This is a genomic window from Microtetraspora fusca (assembly GCF_001570365.1).
GTDB classification, from domain to species: domain Bacteria; phylum Actinomycetota; class Actinomycetes; order Streptosporangiales; family Streptosporangiaceae; genus Microtetraspora; species Microtetraspora fusca.
In genome coordinates this window covers 142,411-161,298 of sequence record NZ_BBYK01000042.1, presented here as the reverse complement: position 1 = coordinate 161,298, position 18,888 = coordinate 142,411, and the positions used below count along the sequence as shown (strand labels likewise).

Genomic DNA, 18,888 nt, shown 5'->3' with positions numbered 1-18,888 from the left:
GCAGTTTGCCTCACGAGCCTATCGGCCCTTACTACTCGGTACGGCGACCGCCCCGCTCGTCCTGCCGGGCGACCTCCCACTCCTCCACCCTGGACCGGTACGCCCTGGCCGCCGCGCGCAGCTCCGCCTCCGGGTCCAGGCCGCGCTCCGCGGCGAGCCGGACGAGATCGAACAGCCGCGCGCCCAGCTCGGACGGCAGCTCCTCGGCCAACTCGGCCGGGACTCCGGCCCGCTCGGCGCGGCGCAGCAGCTGCGCGGCGAGCGAGAGCGCGGGCTGCCCCATCGGCACGCCGGCCACCGCCGACTCCCGCTCCCCCTTCGCCGCGCGTTCGGCGGCCTTGATGACCTCCCAGTTGCCGCTCACGTCCTCCGCGCCGGACACGCGCGTGTCCGCGAAGACGTGCGGGTGGCGGCGGACGAGCTTCTCGACGATGCCGGCCGCGACGTCGTCGATGTCGAAGCCGTCGTCGCCCGGCAGCCGCTCCTGGGCGACGCGGGAGTGGAACATCACCTGGAGCAGCAGGTCGCCCAGTTCCTCGCGCAGCGCCGCCCGGTCGCCCTCCTCGATCGTCTCCAGGACCTCGTACGACTCCTCGACGAGGTACGGCACCAACGACTCGTGCGTCTGCTCGCGATCCCACGGGCACTCGCGGCGCAGCCGGTCCATCACCCGGACGAGGTCGAGCAGCCGCGCCCCCGGCAGGTCGTACGAACCGGGGAGCACCTCGATCACCGGCGGGTCGTCGAGGGCGAGCGCCGCCTGCCCGAGGGCCCGCATGAAGTCCTCCTCGCCGTCCTGCGCGGCCAGCCAGACGATCGTGTCCGTACGGGCGTCACGGGCGAGGGCGGCGGGGTCGGGGGTCACCGTCTCGACCGGGATGCCCGCCTCGGCGAGGTAGGGCAGGTAGGGGTGGTCGGCGGTGGCGGTGCGCACCGGGTGCCGGCCGAGCGCCGCCCACGCCTGCACGCTCAGCAGCCCCGGGGCGACCCGGGGCGACGTCGTCAGGATGATCAGTGACATGGCGTGGAGCGCCGGCCTACTGGGCGGGGGCGGCCTCGACGGCGCCGAGGCGATCGTCGGCGACGAATCCCTGCTGGAGGTCCCACTTGCCGTACCGCGGGCTGAAGGTGACCGGGACGGCCGCGTCGGCCTCCTCGGTGACCTTGACCAGCGCGGCCTGCACGCTCTGCTGGTCGTTGCCGGCGCCGAGCTGCGACATCAGCTTCTGCTGGGTGAGCACCGCCCGGATGGTGTCGCGACCCATGGAGCGCGGGACGCCACCGGCCAGCAGCATCTCGTCCACCTTGTCCTGGCCGCCGCGAGCGGTGATGTAGCCGTCGATCTCGCTCTCGGAGACGGAGACGTTCTTGCGCCGGGCCAGCTCGGCGTACTGCCGCGCGTTGGCCGTGTAGTAGAGGATCACTTGCGGGACCGACATCGTCCCGAGGTTGAGCTGCTCCTCCGACAGCTTGTGGGCGGCGAGGTCCGCCCGGAGCTCGCGGACCTTCGCGTCCAGATCGCTGGAGGAGATGCGCTCCTTGCCGACGATGGCCGCGGCGCCGGCCTGAACGGGCCCGCTGCAGGCGCTCAGGGCGAGACCTGCGACCGCCAGACCCGCGGCGACGGCGATCCGCGCACGATACGACTTCACGTTCCGATCCTCCCGAGGTTGGGATCCTCCCGGCGAGCGGGCCAGGGAATTGTGCAGATTCTCACAGATCCGCGGGTCACTGTACCCGTAGGGGCTCGAGGAACATGGCCTCGACCAGGTCACCGCACCATTTGAGCAGGTCGAGGTCGCGGAGCGGCTGCCCGCCGATGGGCTTGGTCTTGGGCACCGGCACCAGCAGCGTCTCCGTCGCCTGCTTGACGATCGACTTCGGATAGAGGCGCTGGAGCCGTACCTGCTGGGAGTCCTTCAGCACCACCGGGGCGAACCTGATCTGCTGGCCCTGCAGGGTGACGTCGGTGAGCCCGGCCTTGCGCGCCCGGATCCGGAAGCGCGCCACCTCCAGCAGGTTGTCGACCTCCTGCGGCGGCCGGCCGTACCGGTCGGTGAGCTCGTCGCGCACGGCGGCGATGTCGTCCTCCGAGCCGATCGCGGCGATCCGCTTGTACGCCTCCAGGCGCAGCCGCTCGGACGTCACGTACGCGTGCGGCACGTGCGCGTTGATCGGCAGCTCGACCTTGACGTCGGGGCGCTCCTCCACCTCGGCCTGGCCGGAGAGCTTGGCCCGCTGCTCCTGCACGGCCTCGGCCATCATCCGCACGTACAGGTCGAAGCCGACGCCCGCGATGAAGCCCGACTGCTCGGCGCCGAGGATGTTGCCCGCGCCGCGGATCTCCAGGTCCTTCATCGCGACGTACATGCCGGCGCCCATCTCGGTGTGCTGGGCGATCGTGGCCAGCCGCTCGTGGGCGGTCTCGGTCAGCGGCGACTCCGGCGGGTAGAGGAAGTACGCGTACCCGCGCTCGCGGCCCCGGCCGACGCGCCCGCGGAGCTGGTGGAGCTGCGACAGGCCGTAGTTGTCGGCCCGGTCCACGATCAGCGTGTTGGCGTTGGGCACGTCCAGCCCGGACTCGACGATCGTGGTGGAGACGAGGACGTCGAAGCTCCGCTCCCAGAAGTCCACCATGATCTTTTCGAGCTGCTGCTCGTTCATCTGGCCGTGGGCGACCGCGATGCGCGCCTCGGGGACCAGCTCGTGCAGCCGCGCGGCCACCTTGTCGATGCTGCGCACCCGGTTGTGGACGAAGAACGTCTGTCCGTCGCGCATCAGCTCGCGCCGGATCGCCGCCGCGATCTGCTTCTCGTCGTACGGCCCGACGAAGGTCAGGATCGGGTGCCGCTCCTCCGGCGGGGTGAGGATCGTGGACATCTCGCGGATGCCGGTGAGGCCCATCTCCAGCGTCCGCGGGATCGGCGTCGCGGACATGGCGAGCACGTCGACCTGCGTCCGCATGTGCTTCATGGCCTCCTTGTGCTCGACGCCGAACCGCTGCTCCTCGTCCACGATGATCAGGCCGAGGTCCTTGAACCTGACCTCGGGCGAGAGCAGCCGGTGGGTGCCGATCACGACGTCGACCCCGCCGACCTTGAGTCCTTCGAGGGTCTCCTTGACCTCCGCGTCGGTCTGGAACCGGGAGACCGGCCGCACACTCACGGGGAAGCTGGCGAAACGCTCGCCGAAGGTGGACAGATGCTGCTGGACGAGCAGCGTCGTCGGGACCAGCACCGCCACCTGCTTGCCGTCCTGCACCGCCTTGAACGCCGCGCGCACCGCGATCTCGGTCTTGCCGTAGCCGACGTCGCCGCAGATCAGCCGGTCCATCGGGACCGCGCGCTCCATGTCGCGCTTGACCTCGTCGATCGCCTCGAGCTGGTCGCCGGTCTCCGCGTACGGGAAGGCGTCCTCCATCTCGCGCTGCCACGGGCTGTCGGGGGCGAAGGCGTAACCGGGCGAGGCCATGCGGGCGGAGTAGAGACGGATCAGCTCGCCCGCGATCTCCTTGACGGCCTTCCTGGCCTTGGTCTTGGCCTTGGCCCAGTCGGCGCCGCCCATGCGGTTGAGCGTGGGCGCCTCGCCGCCGACGTACCGCGTGACCTCGTCGAGCTGGTCGGTCGGGACGTAGAGCCGGTCGCCCTTGGCGTACTCGATCACGAGGTATTCGCGGGTGGCGCCCTGGACGGTCCGCTGGACCATCTCGACGTAGCGGCCCACGCCGTGCTGCTCGTGCACAACGTGGTCGCCGACCTTGAGCTGGAGCGGGTCCACCATGTTGCGGCGACGCGACGGCAGCCGCCGCATGTCCTTGGTCGACGCCTTCTGGCCGACCAGGTCGAGGTGGGTCAGCACGGCCACCTCGTCGGTCACGAAGCCGTGCTCCACGCGCCCGGTCGTGACCTGGGCGAGGTCGCGGACGGGCGGGGCGTCCAGGGAGGGCACCAGGCGGGCCGGGACGTCCACGCCCTTGAGCAGCTCGACCATGCGCTCGGCCGGGCCGTGACCCTCGCTGAGGAGCACCACGGCCTTGCCGCCGCCCAGCCAGCCCTTGATGTCGGCCAGCGCGCGCTGGGTGTCGCCGCGGTACGCCTCGACGTCCTGCGCGCCGACCACCATGCCCTCGCCGAAGGGGGCGATGCTCCACCACGGCTGGCCCAGCTCCCGGGCGTGCTCGTGGATCTCCTCCAGCGTGCGGAACGCCGCGGCCGCGAGGTCGATCGGCGCCTCGCCGCCCGCCGCGGCGGTGACCCAGGACGCCTCCAGGAACTCCTGGCTCGTGTGGACCAGCTCGACGGCCCGGCCCCGGATGCGCTCGGGGTCGCCGACGAACACCGCCGACCTGACCGGCATGTGGTCGATCAGGAGGTCCATGCCGCCGGCGAGCACCGGGGCGAGCGCCTCCATGCCCTCGACCGGCGTCCCCTCGGCGAGCTGGTCGAGGACGTCCTTCAGCGCCGGATGCTCGTCGGCCAGCTCGCGGGCGCGGGCGCGTACGTCGGGGGTGAGGAGCAGCTCGCGGCACGGCGGGGCGAACAGGCCGTCCTGCGCCGCCTCCAGCGAACGCTGGTCGGCCACCCGGAACCAGCGGATCTCCTCGATCGTGTCGCCCCAGAACTCAAGGCGGAGCGGGTGCTCCTCCGTGGGCGGGAAGACGTCGAGCAGACCGCCGCGCACGGCCACCTCGCCGCGCTTCTCGACCATGTCCACCCGGTGGTAGCCGTTCTCCACGAGCTGGGCCACGATGTCGTCCAGCTCGGCCTCGTCGCCGGGGCGCAGCCGTACCGGCGCGAGGTCGCCGAGGCCGGACACGATCGGCTGCAGCAGGGACCGCACCGGTGCCACGACGACGCGCAACGGCCCCGCCGTCGGGTCGCCCGGCACCGGGTGGGCCAGACGGCGCAGTACGGCGAGGCGCTGGCCGACGGTGTCGCTGCGCGGCGAGAGCCGCTCGTGCGGCAGGGTCTCCCAGGCGGGGAACACGGCCACCGAGGTCTCGTCGAGCAGGCTCGTCAGCGCGGCGGCCAGGTCCTCGGCCTCGCGCCCGGTGGCCGTCACGGCGAGCACCGGCCGGGCGCGCGCGAGCGCCGCGACGGCGAACGGCCGCAGCGCGGCGGGCGCGATCAGATCGGCGCCGTGGTCGGACTGGTCGAGCGCCGCCGCGAGGGACGGTTCCGCGGCGACCAGGTCGAGCAAGCCGGAGAGTGACATGAAGAGCCCCACGATGGCACAGGTCGAACCCCCGGTCGGTGCGAACCGGGGGGCACGTGCTCAAGGCTACGCCCGCCCACCGACGCGCCCGGACAAACCGCGGGCCACACCCCGGATCCACGACCCTCCGAACAGGGTTGATTACTATCGGTGACATGACCGACGTTCGTCCGCCATCGGCCGACCACGACGACATTTTCAGCAAGAAGATCCGCGAGCAGTGGACCGAGCAGCTCGGTCGCCGGCTCGACATCCTCGTCGCGGGCTGCGGCCGCGCCAGCACATCGATCTTCAGTGACGGCGACATGGAGAGGTTCGGCTCGCGCGTCACCGGGATCGACGAGGAGCTCCCGTCGCTGCGGGCCCACGCCAGCGCGCGCAAGGACCTGGACTCCTGGACGCTGGGCGACCTGCGGCAGGTGCCGATCGCCGCGCGCTCCTACGACGTGATCTTCGTGGACTTCCTGCTCGAACGCATCCACAACACCGAGATCGTGCTGGACCGCATGGTCGCGGGGCTGCGTCCCGGCGGCATGATGCTGATCCGGCTGCGGGACCGCAGCTCCGCGTACGGCTTCTGCGACCGGATGACGCCGGGGTGGCTGCGCCAGATGCTGTGGAAGCGCTTCGTCCCCACCGAGACCATCGGCCCGCTGCCCGCCGTGTACGAGCCGGTCAGCTCGCGCGAGGGGATCCAAGCGTACTGCCTGATGCGGGGCCTGATGATCACAGAGGACTACGCGAGGACGAGCGGGGCGGCGCGATCAGGCCCGCACGCGGGCCTGATCGAGACGGTCTGCCGGATGGTGGACCGGTTCTCCGGCGGTCGCCTGCCGGCCGGCCATGACGAGGTCATCCTGGTCGTGCGGAAGCCGCAGAACCACTTCGCCCGCCTGATCTGACCGGTCCCGCCTCCGCACTGCGGCGAAGGGGCCGGAGCCGGCCTCACGCGCGGCCGAGACCGGGTCCTCGGCCGCGTCCACGGATTAATGTCAGCTTCCAGAACATCCCGGCAAGGGCTGCGCCATGCCCATGTCAGGGGTTAAGGTAGGTATCCGACTAATTCGATCGGAAATGGAAGCTATGACGGAGTGGATCCCCGACGCTCGTGAGCTCGCCGACCTGGAACTGCTGCTCTCGGGGGCGTACGCGCCGCTCGACGGCTTCCTCCCGGCCGCCGACGTGGCCGAGGTGATCGCGCGCGGACGCCTCGCCGACGGCACCCCGTGGCCCGACCCGATCACCATCGCCCTGCCCGACGACATCCCGGTGGGCGAGCGGGTCACGCTCCGGGATCCCGAGGGCGCGGCCGTCGCCGTCATGACGGTGCGCGAGCGGCACGGTCACCACGCCGCGGGCCCGGTCGAGGCGCTCGACGCCCCCGCGTACGGACCGTTCGCCCGGCTCCGCCGTACGCCCGAGGACGTGCGCAAGGAGCTGCCGGACGGCGAGATCCTCGCGGTGACCATGCGGGGCCCGCTCGACGCCACCACGATCGACGACATCGCCGCCAGCGCCCAGGAGCTGGACGCCGCCGTGCTGCTGCTCCCCCTCGTGTTCGGCGAGGGCGGCCCGGCCGTGGTCCGCGCGGCGCTCAAGGCGTCCGCGGCGCTGCCCGGCTCGACCGTGGTCGCGGTGCCGCTCGCGCCGCGCGAGGACGCCGAGATCGACCTGGAGCTGCGCGAGCACGTGGCGCGGAACTACGGCGCGACCGAGCACTACGCGGGCCCCGCGCCGGTCGTCATCCCGGGGCCGCCGCACCGCCGCGGCCTCGTGGTGTTCTTCACCGGCCTGTCCGGTTCCGGCAAGTCGACGATCGCCCGGGGGCTGCGCGACGCCCTGCTGGAGCGGGGCGGCCGCACCGTCACCTATCTGGACGGCGACGTCGTCCGCCGGCTCCTGTCCGCCGGGCTGACGTTCTCGCGTGAGGACCGCGACCACAACATCCGGCGGATCGGCTTCGTCGCCGCCGAGGCGGCCCGGCACGGCGGCATCGCCGTCTGCGCCCCCATCGCGCCGTACGCGGCCACCCGGGACGAGGTGCGCGCGATGGTCGAGGAGGTGGGCGCCGACTTCCTGCTCGTCCACGTCTCCACGCCGCTGGAGGAGTGCGAGCGCCGCGACCGCAAGGGCCTGTACGCCAAGGCCCGGGCCGGGCTGATCCCCGAGTTCACCGGCGTCTCCGACCCGTACGAGGAGCCGGACGACGCCGATCTCACCCTGGACACCACCGGCATGTCGGTGGAGCGCGCGGTGTCCGCCGTGCTGAACCTGCTGACCTCCGGAGGCTGGGTGCGGTGATCGTCCACAACAGGAACCGGGAGCGGTGAGGGACGCATGGAGATCGATCCGGCGCTGGCGGCGGGCTCGTTCCTGGTGGCGATCATCGTCGGCCTGACCGGCATGGGCGGCGGCGCCCTGATGACGCCGATGATGATGCTCTTCTTCAACGTGCCGCCGCTCGCGGCGGTCTCCAGCGACCTCGTCGCCTCGGCGGTCATGAAGCCCGTGGGCGGCCTGGTCCACCTGCGCAACGGCACCGTGAACCTGCGCATGGTGGGCTGGCTCTGCCTGGGCTCGGTTCCCATGGCGTTCGTCGGGGTGTTCGCCGCCCGGCTGTTCGGCGAGGGCGAGCAGATGCAGCAGTCCGTCAAGTACGCGCTGGGCGTGGCGCTGCTGCTCGCGCTCACCGGCCTGCTGGCGAAGTCGTTCCTGAGCCTGCGCCAGGGGGTGGGCGCGCTCTCCGCGCACGATGTCGTCGTGCGCCCAATACCGACTGTACTGATCGGTATGGTCGGCGGCCTGATCGTGGGGGTGACCTCGGTCGGGTCCGGCTCGCTCATCGTCGTCGCGCTGGTGATGGTCTATCCGGCGCTGCGCGCCAACCAGCTCGTCGGGACGGATCTCGTCCAGGCGGTCCCCCTGGTCGCCTCCGCGGCCGCCGGCCACATTCTCTTCGGCGACTTCAAGCTCGATCTCACCGCATCGCTCCTGCTCGGGTCGATCCCCGGTGTCTACCTCGGATCCCGGATCTCGGCGTGGGCGCCGGACCAGGTGATCAGGCTGGCGCTGGCCGTGGTGCTGCTCGCCTCTTCGCTCAAGCTCCTCGGCGTGGGCAACGTGCCCCTGCTGGTCGTCGTGGCCTGCTTCGGCGTCGCGGCCGCGTTCGGGTGGCGGGCGGCCAAGGCGCGAGCCGTACGGGACCGGCCGGTCAGCGCGTGGGAACCTGCGTCCCGCTGAAGTAGGGGCCGCCGGCCAGGCTGGAGAAGGCCCGGTCGGCCGCGGAGGTGGAGTCGAAGCGCGTGTCGCCGCGCGGCGCGGACGGCGAGTCGAAGTAGACCAGCGCCTTGATCTGCGGGAAGTCGCTGATCTGCCGCGCGACCGAGGAGAAGAACTGCGGCTTGAACTGCGGCATGGTCGGCCGCTCGAAGGCCCCCCACTCGGAGAGCATGATCGGCTTGCCGGGGAAGCGTGACTGGATCCAGCGGTAGAACCCCGGCCACTGGGCATGGTCGGGCCGGGTCTTGTTGACCAGGCTGGCGAAGTCGTGGACCCGCCCGTCGGCGTACGGGTCGAGCCCGATCCAGTCCACCACGTCGTCGCCCGGATAGAGCTTGTCGAACCACGGCTTGGTGGCCCAGTTGGGCGCGCCCATGTACGTCATCACGGTGACCGCGTTGGTCACTCCCCTGCTGCGCAGCCGGGTGACGACGTGGCGGTACATCGCCACGTAGTCCTCGGCGGAGTAGCCGCCGTCCAGCCGCACGTCGTCCTCCGGTTCATGGTGGATGGTGAGGAAGAACCGGCCGGGGAAGGTCCGTTTGATGTACGCCGCGAGGACGTCGATGCGGTGGTCGACCGCGCCGCTCGCGACCTCGGCCCAGCTCGCGGTCATGGACGGCTTCCAGTTGATCAGGAGCAATCGCCGCCCCTGGGCGAGCTCCCGCTCGACCGGCGTGGGGAACAGCTCCCCGTCCCGGTGGTAGACGTGCACGATGTCGACGCGGCGCCCCATCCGCCGCTCGGCGCGCAGGGTGGCCTCGTCCACGCGCCGCCCGGTGAAGATGTCGGGCGCGATGCCCCACCACGCGCCACAGGTCGGGATGAGCTTCGCGGTGACCGTGCAGGACATCGCCCCGCGGGTGCCGAGCCGGTTGTCGGGGCTAGGCCGCGCGCCCGCCGTGGGAACGCTCGGCGCGGGCGAGCATCCCGCCAGCAGTACCGCAAGTCCGATCAGCGCTGTTCGCCGCACCTTTCCCCCTTCACTGGAACGGCCTTGGGGGCCACCTTGCCATTACTGGAGGGAAGATCGAGGGGAACTTGTGATATCGCACCATCGGACATTTCGCATTAATGCTCGCTATTACGTCGCGATTCGGCGGAAGAAAATCTTTCAATATCCGATGGGGAAAAGCACAACCACGCCTATAGTTCGTGGGCATGGTGAGATCTTCTTTTCCGCCGCCGCACACCAGGGATCTCGCCGACTACGGTTCGGTTCTCCGCCGCCGTCGGCTCCTCGTCGCATCATGCCTGCTCACAGGCGTCGCGGGCGCCGTCGGACTGCTGGTCGTGACGCCCAAGAAATACACGGCGGTCGCCCAGGTACAGGTCCTCCCGACCGGCGTTCAGGATCAGGTCAATCAGGTGACCTCGCGGCTGCGCGAACCGCTCAACCTTGATACAGAGGCGCAAATCGCCCACTCTGCGACAGTCGCCGCCAAAGCCGCTGAAATTTTGAAAAAGACGGATTCGGAGGAATTGCGGGAGCAGGTCGTCGTGGACGTGCCGCCCAATTCCGCCATCCTCTCCATCTGGTTCACCGCCGGCGACCGCGTCTCGGCCTCCGCGGGCGCCCAGGCGTTCGCCGAGGCGTACCTCCAGAACCGCACGCTGTCGGCCGCGCGCAGCCTGGCCGCCCAGATGAAGGCGCTGTCCACCCAGTTGCACCAGGTGGACGACGACCTCGGCAAGGCCGCGGAGAGCGTCGCCACGCTCGCCCGCGGCTCCGCCGCACGCGTGGTCGCCGAGCACCAGCAGTCCGTGCTCGGCAAGCAGGTCTACAGCCTCAGCCTCAAGTACGACGCGCTCAAGACCATCGCGATCATCCCGGGATCGGTGATCAGCCAGGCCCGCCCCCCGTCGTCCCCCAGCGCCCCGAGCGTCCCGCTGTACCTCGGCAGCGGCCTCTTCCTCGGTCTGCTCGCCGGGACGGGCGCCGCGTTCGCTCGCGACCGCCTCGACACCCGGCTGCGCACCGCCGCCGACGTCGAGCGCCTCACCACGCTCCCGCTGCTCGCCGACATCCCGCTGCGTGCCGACCCCGGGGCCTTCCGCTCGCTGGCGGCCGACGTGGTCTCCTCCCTCGGCGAGGGCTACCACCGCCTGCTGGTCGCCGAACTCGGCACGGTCGGCGGGGCGCCGGTCGCCGAACGCCTCGGCGCCGCGCTCTCCCACCTGGCGCCGGTCGCCGTGGTCACCGACCCCGCCGACCGGCCCGACGCGGCCATACTGCTCCTCGGCCTGCGCCGGACGACCTCGACCGAGGTCACCCAGGCCGTACGACGGCTGGTCCGGCAGGGCACGACCGTGCTCGGGGCGGTCACCGTGCCGCCCACCCTGCCCATGACGTCGCGCTCCATGAAGCAGAACGCATGAGACCGGCGGTGTGGCCGATCGCCGCCCTGCTCGCCGGCTATCCGATCTGGTGGGCTCTCGGCCTGGGCGGGCTGTCGATCGTCGTGCTCGCGGTGCCGATGGCCGTGGTGCTGTGGCGCAGACGCCCGATCAAGGTGCCGAAGGGCATGGGCCTGTGGTTCCTCCTGCTGGCCGGATACGCGATCAGCGCGGTCACCCTGGCCGAGAACCCGCCCGGCACGTACGGCGACCTGTCCACCGGCCGGATCCTCGGCTACCTGATGCGCCTGGCCGTCTACGTCGCGCTCGCCGTCACGGTGCTCTATCTGGGCAACCTCACCCTCGACGAGCTGCCCCAGCTCACCCTGGTCCGGCTGCTCGGCGTGCTCTTCATCACCACCGTGGCCGGTGGACTGCTCGGGGTGTTCGCCCCCGGCTTCCAGTTCACCGCCCCCGTCGAGCTGCTGCTGCCCGACTGGATCGGCGGGAACTCCTTCGTCAAGAACCTGATCCATCCGACCGCCGGCCAGGTGCAGCACGTGCTGGGGCACGCCTCCCCCCGGCCCGAGGCGCCGTTCGAGTGGGCCAACGCCTGGGGCAGCAACATCTCGGTGCTGCTCGTCTGGTTCGTGGTCGGCTGGTGGACGTACGGCGGGCGGGGGCGGCGGGTGGCCGTCGCCGTGCTGCTGCCCCTGGCCGCGATCCCCATCGTCTACTCGCTGAACCGCGGCCTGTGGATCGGGCTCGCGCTGTCGGCCGCCTACCTCGCCTTCCGCTGGCGGCCCCTCGTCGTCGGCGTGGCCGTCGCCCTGGCCGGCGGAGCGCTGCTGCTGTCCCCGCTCGCCGCGATCGTGGGGCAGCGGCTGGCCAACCCACACAGCAACGACATCCGAGCCTTCACCGTGGCGTCCACCGTCCGCGCCGCCGCCACCTCCCCTGTGATCGGCTACGGCAACACCCGCAACGCGTACGGCAACTACTCCACGATCACCACGGGCAAGACCGCGTGGTGCCCGACCTGCGGCCACCCTCCGCTCGGCAGCGACGGCCAGCTCTGGCTCACGCTCATCACGCAGGGTCTGACAGGCGCGGCGCTGTACGTCGCGTTCTTCCTCGGCGCCATCCGGCGCTACTGGAGCGACAGGTCCCCGATCGGGCAGGCCGGCACGCTCGTCATGATCCTCGTGCTCTTCTACATGTTCGTCTACGACGGCCTGGTCAGCGCGCTGAGCCTCTACCTGATCTCGTTCGCGCTGCTCTGGCGCAACGCGGCCCAGCGGCAGGCGCCACGGAACGCGAGGTGGGCGCATGGGTGACGCCGAGGCCCGGCTGCGCTACCTCCACGAGGTCATCGGCCTGCTCTACCCGCCGTCCGCGACCACGACCGAGCGGACGGTCCTGCCGCACCGGCTGGTCCCCCGGCGGCTCGTCCCGCGTACGCGCTGGCACGCCGTCCTCGGCCGCGGCGGGCGGGTTCCGGTGCCCGACGGCCCCGACACGATCGAGACGTACCTCGGCGAGGTGTTCGGCCACCCGATCCGCGCCGTGCTGCGGGTACGGCCCGCCCGCCGGGCCAACCGCAAGCCGATCCTCTCCGCCCACGCCGCCACGGACGGGACCGGACGCGAGCCGCTCGGCTTCGTCAAGGTCGGCGACTCCGAGCGGGCCCGCGCGCTGATCCGGCACGAGAGCGCCACCCTGCGCATGCTCGCCGACCGTCCGTTGAAGACCATCGCGGTGCCGGTCGTGCTGCACCACGGCGTCTGGCACGGCATGGACGTGCTGGTCCTCTCGCCGCTGCCGGTCACGTCGGCCGCGGCGCCGCCCGCCCTGCTCGACGCGGCCGTCTCCGAGATCGCCTCACTCGGGGACGACGCCCCACCGGTCCCCTCGGGCGGCCACGCATGGCACGGCGACTTCGCCCCCTGGAACGTCTCCCCGGCCGCCGACGGGCGGCTCCTCGTCTGGGACTGGGAACGGTTCGGCACCGGCGTTCCCCTCGGCTTCGACGCGCTCCACCACTTCCTGCACCGTGTCCTGCGGCGTATGGGGCCGGTGAGCGCCACCCGCGCCTGCCTGGCTCGGGCCGTCCCCCTCCTCGCGCCGTTCGGGCTCTCGGCGGCGGAGGCCCGGCGTACCGCGGCGCACTACCTGATCACCCTCGCCGACCGGCACGATCGAGACGGCCACGAACCGCTCGGCCCGGCCTCGACCTGGCTCAACCCACTCGTCGACCATCTGGAGCCCCTGCTGTGAAGTCCACCCTCAAGCGCTCGGCGCACGCCGTCTCCTTGACCACGGGCAGGCTCACCGTGGGAGGCAGGATGCTGCCCTCGTTCCTGATCATCGGCGCGCAGCGGTGCGGCACGACCTCGCTGTACCGCGCGCTCTCCCGGCATCCGCTGATCCTCAAGCCCGTGCTGCACAAGGGCGTCCACTACTTCGACATGGCGTACGAGAAGGGCCTGAGCTGGTACCAGGCGCACTTTCCCCGCAAGGCGGCCGCCCGTCGGCTGGGGCGCCGGCACGGCCACCAGGCCCAGGCGTTCGAGTCCTCGCCGTACTACCTGTTCCACCCGCTCGCCCCCGCGCGGATCGCCTGGGACCTGCCGGGGGCCAAGCTGATCGTGCTGGTCAGGGACCCGGTGGAGCGCGCCTACTCCGCCTACGCCCATGAACTGGCCAGGGGCTTCGAGACCGAGCCGTCCTTCGAGCGCGCCCTGGAGCTGGAAGAGGAGCGCCTCGCCGGTGAGGCCCACCGCCTGCGCGTCTCGCCCAACTCGGCCAGCCACAGCCACCGGCACCACGCCTACGTCGCGCGCGGCCGGTACGCCGACCAGCTCGCCCGCCTCGAACTGCTCGTCGGACGCGACCAGGTGCTCGTCGTGGACAGCGGGCGGTTCTTCCACGACCCCCGCCCTGTCTACGACCGCGTCATCGACTTCCTCGACCTGCCCCAGATCGGCGACCCCGTCTTCGAACGGCACAACGCCCGGCCGCGCGCCGCCGACATGCCCGAGTCCGTACGGCGCCGCCTGTCCGAGCACTTCGCCCCCTGGGACGCCCTGCTCACGCCCTGGCTCGGCGCCGAGCCGTCCTGGCGCTCGGGCGTCCGGGAGGCGGATCTCCGGTGACCCGGCGGCGGGACCTGCCCCTCGCCCGCAAGAGCGCGGCCGGGCTGCTGTGCGCCGCCACGGGCGCGGCGGCCCAGTTCCTGGTCGTCCTGGTGGTGACCCGGTGCCTCCCACCCGCGCACGCCGGGGCGTTCTTCGCCGCCACGGCGCTGTGTCTGATGCTGGCCGGGATCATCCGCCTGGACACCGGCAACGGGCTCGTCTACGTCCTGGCCAGGACGTCCCGCGAACCGGTGCCGGGTGGCCGGCCGGTGCTGCTGGTCGCGCTCGCCCCCGTCGCGACGCTCTCGCTCCTCGCCGCCGCGGCCGTCGCCGTCTTCGGCGGCGCGCTCGCCCCGCTCACCGGCGTCCCGGCGGGCGTGTGGCCGGTGCTCGCGGCGGCGCTGCCCGCGTTCGCCGTCGCCGACGTCCTGATCGCGGCCACGCGCGGGCTCGGCTCCATGCGGCCCACCCTGTTCCTGTCCGGGGTCGCCCAGCCGCTCGGCCAGGTCGCGCTGCTGTCCGGCGCGCTGCTCGCCGGGGCGCCCATCCCCGTGCTGACCGCCGCGTGGGCGCTGCCCGCCCTTCCGGTCGGCGCGGTCGCCGCCCGCTGGCTCAGGGGCCGCACCTCCACCGTCCGGTGGGACCACTTCTGGCGGTACACCGCGCCCCGCTCCGCCGCGGCCGCGCTCCAGGCGGTGTTCCAGCGGCTCGACGTCGTGATCGTCGCCGCGCTCGCCGGCCCCGCGCCCGCCGCCGTCTACACGGCGGCCACCCGGTTCAAGGTGGTCGGCCAGCTCGCCGGGCAGGGGCTCGCCCAGGCCGTACAGCCCGGACTGGTCCGGGCCCTCGCCCAGGGGGACCTGGCCCAGGCCAGGCAGCTCTACCAGACGGCGACGATGTGGTTGGTCATGGTCACCTGGCCGGTCTGGCTCGGCTACGCGGCCCTCGCGCCGTGGCTGCTGCGGATCTTCGGCGCGTCGTACGCCCGGGGAACCTCCGTGGCGCTCGTTCTCTCCGCCACCATGATGATCGCCAGCGCGTGCGGCATGGTCGACGTGATGCTGATCGCCTCCGGGCACACCACGGCGAGCCTGGTCAACACCGCCTGCGCGGTCGCCGCGACCGTCGTCCTCGACGTCCTCCTCGTTCCCGGGCACGGCGCCCTGGGAGCCGTCCTGGGCTGGTCCGGCGGCGTTCTGCTGAAGAATCTGCTGCCGCTCGCCCAGATCTCGCTCCGCTACGGGCTGCGCCCCTTCGGGCGGCACAGCGTCGCCGCCTTCAGTCTGAGGATGGCCGCGTGAGCACCGGGCGCCCGAACGGGGACGGCCCGCCGCTGCTGGTGACCGGGCTGCCGCGCAGCGGCACGAGCTGGGCCGGGAAGATGCTCGCGGCGAGCGGCCGCCTCGTCTACGTCAACGAGCCGCTCAACCCCGAGCACCCGCCCGGACGCTGCCCCGGCGTGCTGAACGCCTCCGTGACGCATCGTTTCCAGTACATCTGTCCGGACGACGAGGAGCCCTGGCTGGCGGCGTTCTCGCGCACCGTCGCGCTGCGCTACGGCCACCTCGCCGAGCTCCGGCGCAACCGCCGCCCCCGCGATCTCGCCCGCATGGCCAAGTACGGCACGGCCTTCCGGCTCGGCCGGCTCCTACGGCGGCGCGCCCTCCTGGACGATCCGTTCGCGCTGTTCTCCGCCGCCTGGTTCTCCCGGCGGCTCGGCTGCCGGGTCGTCATCATGGTCCGGGATCCGGTGGCGTTCGTCGGGAGCTGGCAGCGGCTCGGCTGGACGGTCTACTTCCACGAGCTGCTCGAACAGCCGCTGCTCGTCCGCGACCATCCCTGCGTCGAGGAGCTGCGCCCGCTCGTCGGCTCGCAGGACCGCATCGCCAAGGCGGCGGCCCTGTGGCGGGTGGCCCGCCGCGTCACGGCCGACCTCGCCGCCGCCGACCCCGGCATCCGGGTCGTCGGTTACGAGGCGCTCGCCTCCGCGCCGCTGGAGGGCTTCCGCGACCTCTACGCCTGGTGCGGCCTCCCCTGGACGCCACGCGCGGCCCGCCGCGTCGGCGCCGCCTGTACGGCTCCCGCAGACACCCCCGCGTCCGGCTTCGCCTGGAACGGCCTGTCCCGGACGGCGTTCCGCCCCATGGACTCGCGGGCGGCCCTGTCGAGCTACCGCGAGCGGCTCACGCCCGACGAGGTGTCCCGGATCCGGGAGCTGACCTCCGCGCCCGTCTGACCACGCGCCGGAGCGCGCACCCGGCGAGCAGCCGCAGGGCGAACGGCGCGTCGTGCACGAGGTACCGGCGCGCCAGCCGGGCCGGCTCGGACAGCAGCCGGAACAACCACTCCAGGCCCGCGCCGCGCATCCACTCCGGCGCACGCCGTACGGTCCCGGCCGCGAAGGCGATGGCGGACCCGCAGCCGACGAACCACGCGCCGGGCAGATCGGCGCGCAGCACCTCGATCAGCCGGTCCTGCTTGGGGAAGCCGAGCCCGACGAAGACCAGTCCGGGCGCCGCCGCGCGCAGGGCGTGCCTGATCGCGGCCACACCTCCCGGGGCCGACTCGAACCCGTACGGCGGGGCCTGGGTCCCGGCGACGACGAGGCGCGGGAAGCGCGCCCGCAGCGCCTCCGCCGCCGCCTCGGCCGCGCCGGGAGGGCCGCCCAGCAGGTAGACGGGGACGCCCTGCCGGGCCGCCGCCTCGGACAGCGCCCAGATCAGGTCGGCGCCGGTCACCCGCTCCGGAATCGGCGTGCCGAGCAGCCGGGACGCCCACACCAGCGGCATGCCGTCCGCGACGGCGAGGTCCGCCCGCCCGACCAGGCCGCGCAGCTCCGGGTCGCGAGCGGCCAGCCGGCAGATGTCCACGTTGGGAGTGAGCACGTGGCCGCCCCTGCCGCGGCGCAGCTCCGCGAACACCCGCGCCACGACCTCGTGCTCGGCGAGCGGATCCAGCTCCACGGCGGCGACGCGTATACGCTGCCGGGACGGCGACATGACCCGGCCCGGCTGGGCCGGCCTCGTGCGCATCAGATGCCCCGGCCGCACGTGTGCAGCAGGCCGAGCACGGCCCGTGCGGGCACGAGACCGGTGGCCACCGCGAGCGCCACGGCGGCGCGCGGCTCGCGGCGATGCGCCGAGAACGCCTTCCAGGCCCACCGGCCGGCGTCCCTGCGACGGCCGAGCGCGGCGTGGTGGAACGCCATCTGGCCGTAGATGCGGGCCGCGCCGCGCGGATCCGTCTCCAGGTCGGCGTGCCGGGCGAGCATCCACTCCAGCCCGGCGATCCGATCCGCCCATCTGGCGACATATCCGGACCCGCCCCAGCGCACCCGGACCAGCGGCCGGTCGACGTGCACGATCGGATGCCGGGCCGCCGCCCGCAACGCGAGATCCCAGTCCTCGTTCTGCCCGCCGGGGGCGCTCTCGTCGGCCCGATAACCCGCCGACGCGCGGAAGAGGAACGTCGAGGAGTGCACCATCACCATCCGCGACCTGGTCAGATCGGCCCGGGTGACCCGCTCGGCGCCCGCCTGCCGGGGAACCAGGCGGGAGCCGTACGCGACCTCGATCGCGCAGCTGGCGAAGTCGGCCTCCGGCTCGCCCTCCAGCGCCGCCACCTGGGCCGCGAGCTTGCCGGGCAGCCACCGGTCGTCGTCGTCGCAGAACGCCACCAGGTCGGTGTCCAGCTCGTCGATCCCGGTGTTGCGGGCGCCGGGCAGCCCGCGGGCGCGCCGGTTCGCGACCACCCGGACGCTCCCCCGGGTCGCCGCCACCACGTCGGTGATCTGCTCCGCCGGGCCCAGCGCGTCGCCGCCGCCGTCGACCACCACGACCACCCGGATCCGCCGGCCGTACTCCTGGTCGAGCACGCCCGCCACCGCGGCCGCGAGCAGCTCGGGCCGCTCGCCGCGCGTCGGGATCACGACGCCGACGGACGGCTTCACGCCCCGGCCTCCGCCCGCGGCGCCAGGCGATAGCCGTAGCGCAGCAGGAGCGGCCAGGTGAGCGCGGTGACCAGCAACCGCCGGCCGAGCGGCAGCGTGACCCTGCGCTCGCTGAACCGCACCCGCCCCACCGCGAACCGCATCGGGTTACCGGACACGGTGTGCGCGACGCCGAGCAGCGCCCCGCCGTCCCCGAGGAACGGCAGCGCGCCGGACGACACCCCCAACGCCGCGGTCAGCTCGCGCAGCGTCTCGGCCGGGCGCCGCAGCAGGTCCTCGTACCGGATCCGGACGACCGGCACACCCCGGCGGCGCAGCAGCTCGAAGGCGAGGTTCTGCGCGAGCCAGTGGACGGCCGTGCGCCCCGGCGCCCACCGGGCCATCGGGCGGCCGTCCTCCGGCCGTGTCACGTCGCTGTGCCACGACGCCGCCACCGCGCGCGGATCGCGTACTACGTGGACGACCCGCAGCCGGGGCCGTGTCTCCCCCGCCGCGGCCAGGCAGTACGCCAGGGAGGCGTGCTTGCTGGAGTCGATCACCCAGCGGCCGTCGGCCACCTCGGCGGCCGCGGCATAGAGCGCGGTGTAGGCCGACACGTACGCGCGCAGCTCGGCCGCCCGACGGCCGCTCCCGGAGGCCGGCAAGCCGCCGAGAGCGAGCAACGGAACGCGGCGGGTGCGATCCACCCGGGCCCGCAGCCGGAGCACGCGGTCGGCCTCATCCGCACGCCAGTGCCCGAACGCCAGATCGCCCACCTTGCCCCAGAAGGGACAGCGGGAGAAGGGCTCGCCGCACCCGCACGGCTCGTCGGCGTGGACGCCGCGCGCCCAGAGATGGACGACCTCCCCGAGCGGCACGGCGCCGGGGAGCTCGCCCAGCAGCCGCTCCAGCAATGTGGTGCCGCTGCGGCCGAGCCCTCCCACGAAGATCACCGGCTGCGCGTCCGTCACGGACCCCTCCACCACGTGGATA

General features: G+C 72.7%; 16 protein-coding genes and 1 pseudogene. 10 read left to right on the top strand and 7 right to left on the bottom strand.

Going from position 1 to position 18,888, the window contains the following annotated elements:
- Positions 1-31: 31 nt before the first annotated feature.
- From AWQ68_RS09940 to mfd, 3 genes are all read right to left on the bottom strand, one after another.
- Entirely contained in the window at positions 32-1,021 is a 990-nt protein-coding gene (locus AWQ68_RS09940; RefSeq protein WP_066938124.1) for a nucleoside triphosphate pyrophosphohydrolase, read from the bottom strand.
- 16 nt (positions 1,022-1,037) lie between these two features.
- Positions 1,038-1,652, bottom strand: coding sequence for a hypothetical protein (locus AWQ68_RS09935; protein WP_066938120.1), 615 nt, complete (start codon positions 1,650-1,652; stop codon positions 1,038-1,040).
- 76 nt (positions 1,653-1,728) lie between these two features.
- Positions 1,729-5,214 (bottom strand): transcription-repair coupling factor, encoded by a 3,486-nt coding sequence (mfd, locus tag AWQ68_RS09930; protein ID WP_066938690.1) that lies wholly within the window; start codon positions 5,212-5,214, stop codon positions 1,729-1,731.
- Positions 5,215-5,369: 155 nt separating this feature from the next.
- On the opposite strand from mfd, the gene AWQ68_RS09925 reads away from it, so the two are divergent.
- The 3 genes from AWQ68_RS09925 (at position 5,370) to AWQ68_RS09915 (ending at position 8,454) form a co-directional block, all read left to right on the top strand.
- Positions 5,370-6,116 carry a class I SAM-dependent methyltransferase gene (locus AWQ68_RS09925; protein WP_066938117.1) on the top strand — a complete coding sequence of 249 codons (747 nt, stop codon included), beginning with the start codon at positions 5,370-5,372 and terminating at the stop codon, positions 6,114-6,116.
- A 172-nt stretch (positions 6,117-6,288) separates the two neighbouring features.
- A complete protein-coding gene (gene cysC, locus AWQ68_RS09920; protein WP_066938114.1) occupies positions 6,289-7,515 on the top strand; it encodes an adenylyl-sulfate kinase in 1,227 nt (408 codons plus the stop codon).
- A 36-nt stretch (positions 7,516-7,551) separates the two neighbouring features.
- Complete coding sequence (locus AWQ68_RS09915) at positions 7,552-8,454, top strand: sulfite exporter TauE/SafE family protein (RefSeq protein ID WP_066938111.1); 903 nt, start codon at positions 7,552-7,554, stop codon at positions 8,452-8,454.
- Here the strand turns inward: AWQ68_RS09915 and AWQ68_RS09910 are convergent.
- Positions 8,426-9,466, bottom strand: a complete 1,041-nt coding sequence (locus AWQ68_RS09910; RefSeq protein WP_066938109.1) for a glycoside hydrolase family 26 protein — start codon at positions 9,464-9,466, stop codon at positions 8,426-8,428. The genes AWQ68_RS09915 and AWQ68_RS09910 overlap by 29 nt on opposite strands.
- 188 nt (positions 9,467-9,654) lie before the next feature.
- On the opposite strand from AWQ68_RS09910, the pseudogene AWQ68_RS46105 reads away from it, so the two are divergent.
- From AWQ68_RS46105 to AWQ68_RS09880, 7 genes and pseudogenes are all read left to right on the top strand, one after another.
- A pseudogene (locus AWQ68_RS46105) lies at positions 9,655-9,897 on the top strand (Wzz/FepE/Etk N-terminal domain-containing protein); the annotation flags it as partial.
- 78 nt (positions 9,898-9,975) lie between these two features.
- Entirely contained in the window at positions 9,976-10,872 is an 897-nt protein-coding gene (locus tag AWQ68_RS09905) for a hypothetical protein (RefSeq protein ID WP_066938106.1), read from the top strand.
- The gene (locus AWQ68_RS09900; RefSeq protein ID WP_066938104.1) at positions 10,869-12,167 is read left to right on the top strand and encodes an O-antigen ligase family protein; all 1,299 of its coding nucleotides are present in this window, start codon (positions 10,869-10,871) and stop codon (positions 12,165-12,167) included. Before AWQ68_RS09905 ends, AWQ68_RS09900 begins: the two co-directional genes overlap by 4 nt.
- Positions 12,160-13,107 carry a hypothetical protein gene (locus AWQ68_RS09895; protein ID WP_066938101.1) on the top strand — a complete coding sequence of 316 codons (948 nt, stop codon included), beginning with the start codon at positions 12,160-12,162 and terminating at the stop codon, positions 13,105-13,107. Before AWQ68_RS09900 ends, AWQ68_RS09895 begins: the two co-directional genes overlap by 8 nt.
- Complete coding sequence (locus AWQ68_RS09890; protein WP_066938098.1) at positions 13,104-13,985, top strand: sulfotransferase domain-containing protein; 882 nt, start codon at positions 13,104-13,106, stop codon at positions 13,983-13,985. The genes AWQ68_RS09895 and AWQ68_RS09890 overlap by 4 nt, the downstream gene beginning before the upstream one ends.
- On the top strand, positions 13,982-15,268 hold the full coding sequence (locus AWQ68_RS09885; protein WP_066938096.1) for a lipopolysaccharide biosynthesis protein: 1,287 nt from the start codon (positions 13,982-13,984) through the stop codon (positions 15,266-15,268). The genes AWQ68_RS09890 and AWQ68_RS09885 overlap by 4 nt, the downstream gene beginning before the upstream one ends.
- Positions 15,265-16,203 (top strand): sulfotransferase, encoded by a 939-nt coding sequence (locus tag AWQ68_RS09880; protein ID WP_066938093.1) that lies wholly within the window; start codon positions 15,265-15,267, stop codon positions 16,201-16,203. Before AWQ68_RS09885 ends, AWQ68_RS09880 begins: the two co-directional genes overlap by 4 nt.
- On the opposite strand, the gene AWQ68_RS09875 is transcribed toward AWQ68_RS09880, so the two are convergent.
- Genes AWQ68_RS09875 through AWQ68_RS09865 form a run of 3 tightly spaced genes read right to left on the bottom strand, consistent with a single transcriptional unit; the run spans position 16,151 to position 18,866 of the window.
- Entirely contained in the window at positions 16,151-16,999 is an 849-nt protein-coding gene (locus tag AWQ68_RS09875) for a WecB/TagA/CpsF family glycosyltransferase (RefSeq protein WP_245655833.1), read from the bottom strand. The genes AWQ68_RS09880 and AWQ68_RS09875 overlap by 53 nt on opposite strands.
- The gene (locus AWQ68_RS09870; protein ID WP_066938088.1) at positions 16,999-17,916 is read right to left on the bottom strand and encodes a glycosyltransferase family 2 protein; all 918 of its coding nucleotides are present in this window, start codon (positions 17,914-17,916) and stop codon (positions 16,999-17,001) included. The genes AWQ68_RS09875 and AWQ68_RS09870 overlap by 1 nt, the downstream gene beginning before the upstream one ends.
- A complete protein-coding gene (locus tag AWQ68_RS09865) occupies positions 17,913-18,866 on the bottom strand; it encodes a sulfotransferase family protein (RefSeq protein ID WP_245655832.1) in 954 nt (317 codons plus the stop codon). The genes AWQ68_RS09870 and AWQ68_RS09865 overlap by 4 nt, the downstream gene beginning before the upstream one ends.
- Between the last annotated feature and the right edge of the window lie 22 nt (positions 18,867-18,888).

Coding starts and splice junctions, on each gene's coding strand:
- AWQ68_RS09940 (WP_066938124.1), bottom strand. CDS start 1,021: ATGTCACTGATCATCCTGACGACGTCGCCCCGGGTCGCCCCGGGGCTG.
- cysC (WP_066938114.1), top strand. CDS start 6,289: ATGGAAGCTATGACGGAGTGGATCCCCGACGCTCGTGAGCTCGCCGAC.
- AWQ68_RS09915 (WP_066938111.1), top strand. CDS start 7,552: ATGGAGATCGATCCGGCGCTGGCGGCGGGCTCGTTCCTGGTGGCGATC.
- AWQ68_RS09895 (WP_066938101.1), top strand. CDS start 12,160: ATGGGTGACGCCGAGGCCCGGCTGCGCTACCTCCACGAGGTCATCGGC.
- mfd (WP_066938690.1), bottom strand. CDS start 5,214: ATGTCACTCTCCGGCTTGCTCGACCTGGTCGCCGCGGAACCGTCCCTC.
- AWQ68_RS09875 (WP_245655833.1), bottom strand. CDS start 16,999: ATGCGCACGAGGCCGGCCCAGCCGGGCCGGGTCATGTCGCCGTCCCGG.
- AWQ68_RS09925 (WP_066938117.1), top strand. CDS start 5,370: ATGACCGACGTTCGTCCGCCATCGGCCGACCACGACGACATTTTCAGC.
- AWQ68_RS09900 (WP_066938104.1), top strand. CDS start 10,869: ATGAGACCGGCGGTGTGGCCGATCGCCGCCCTGCTCGCCGGCTATCCG.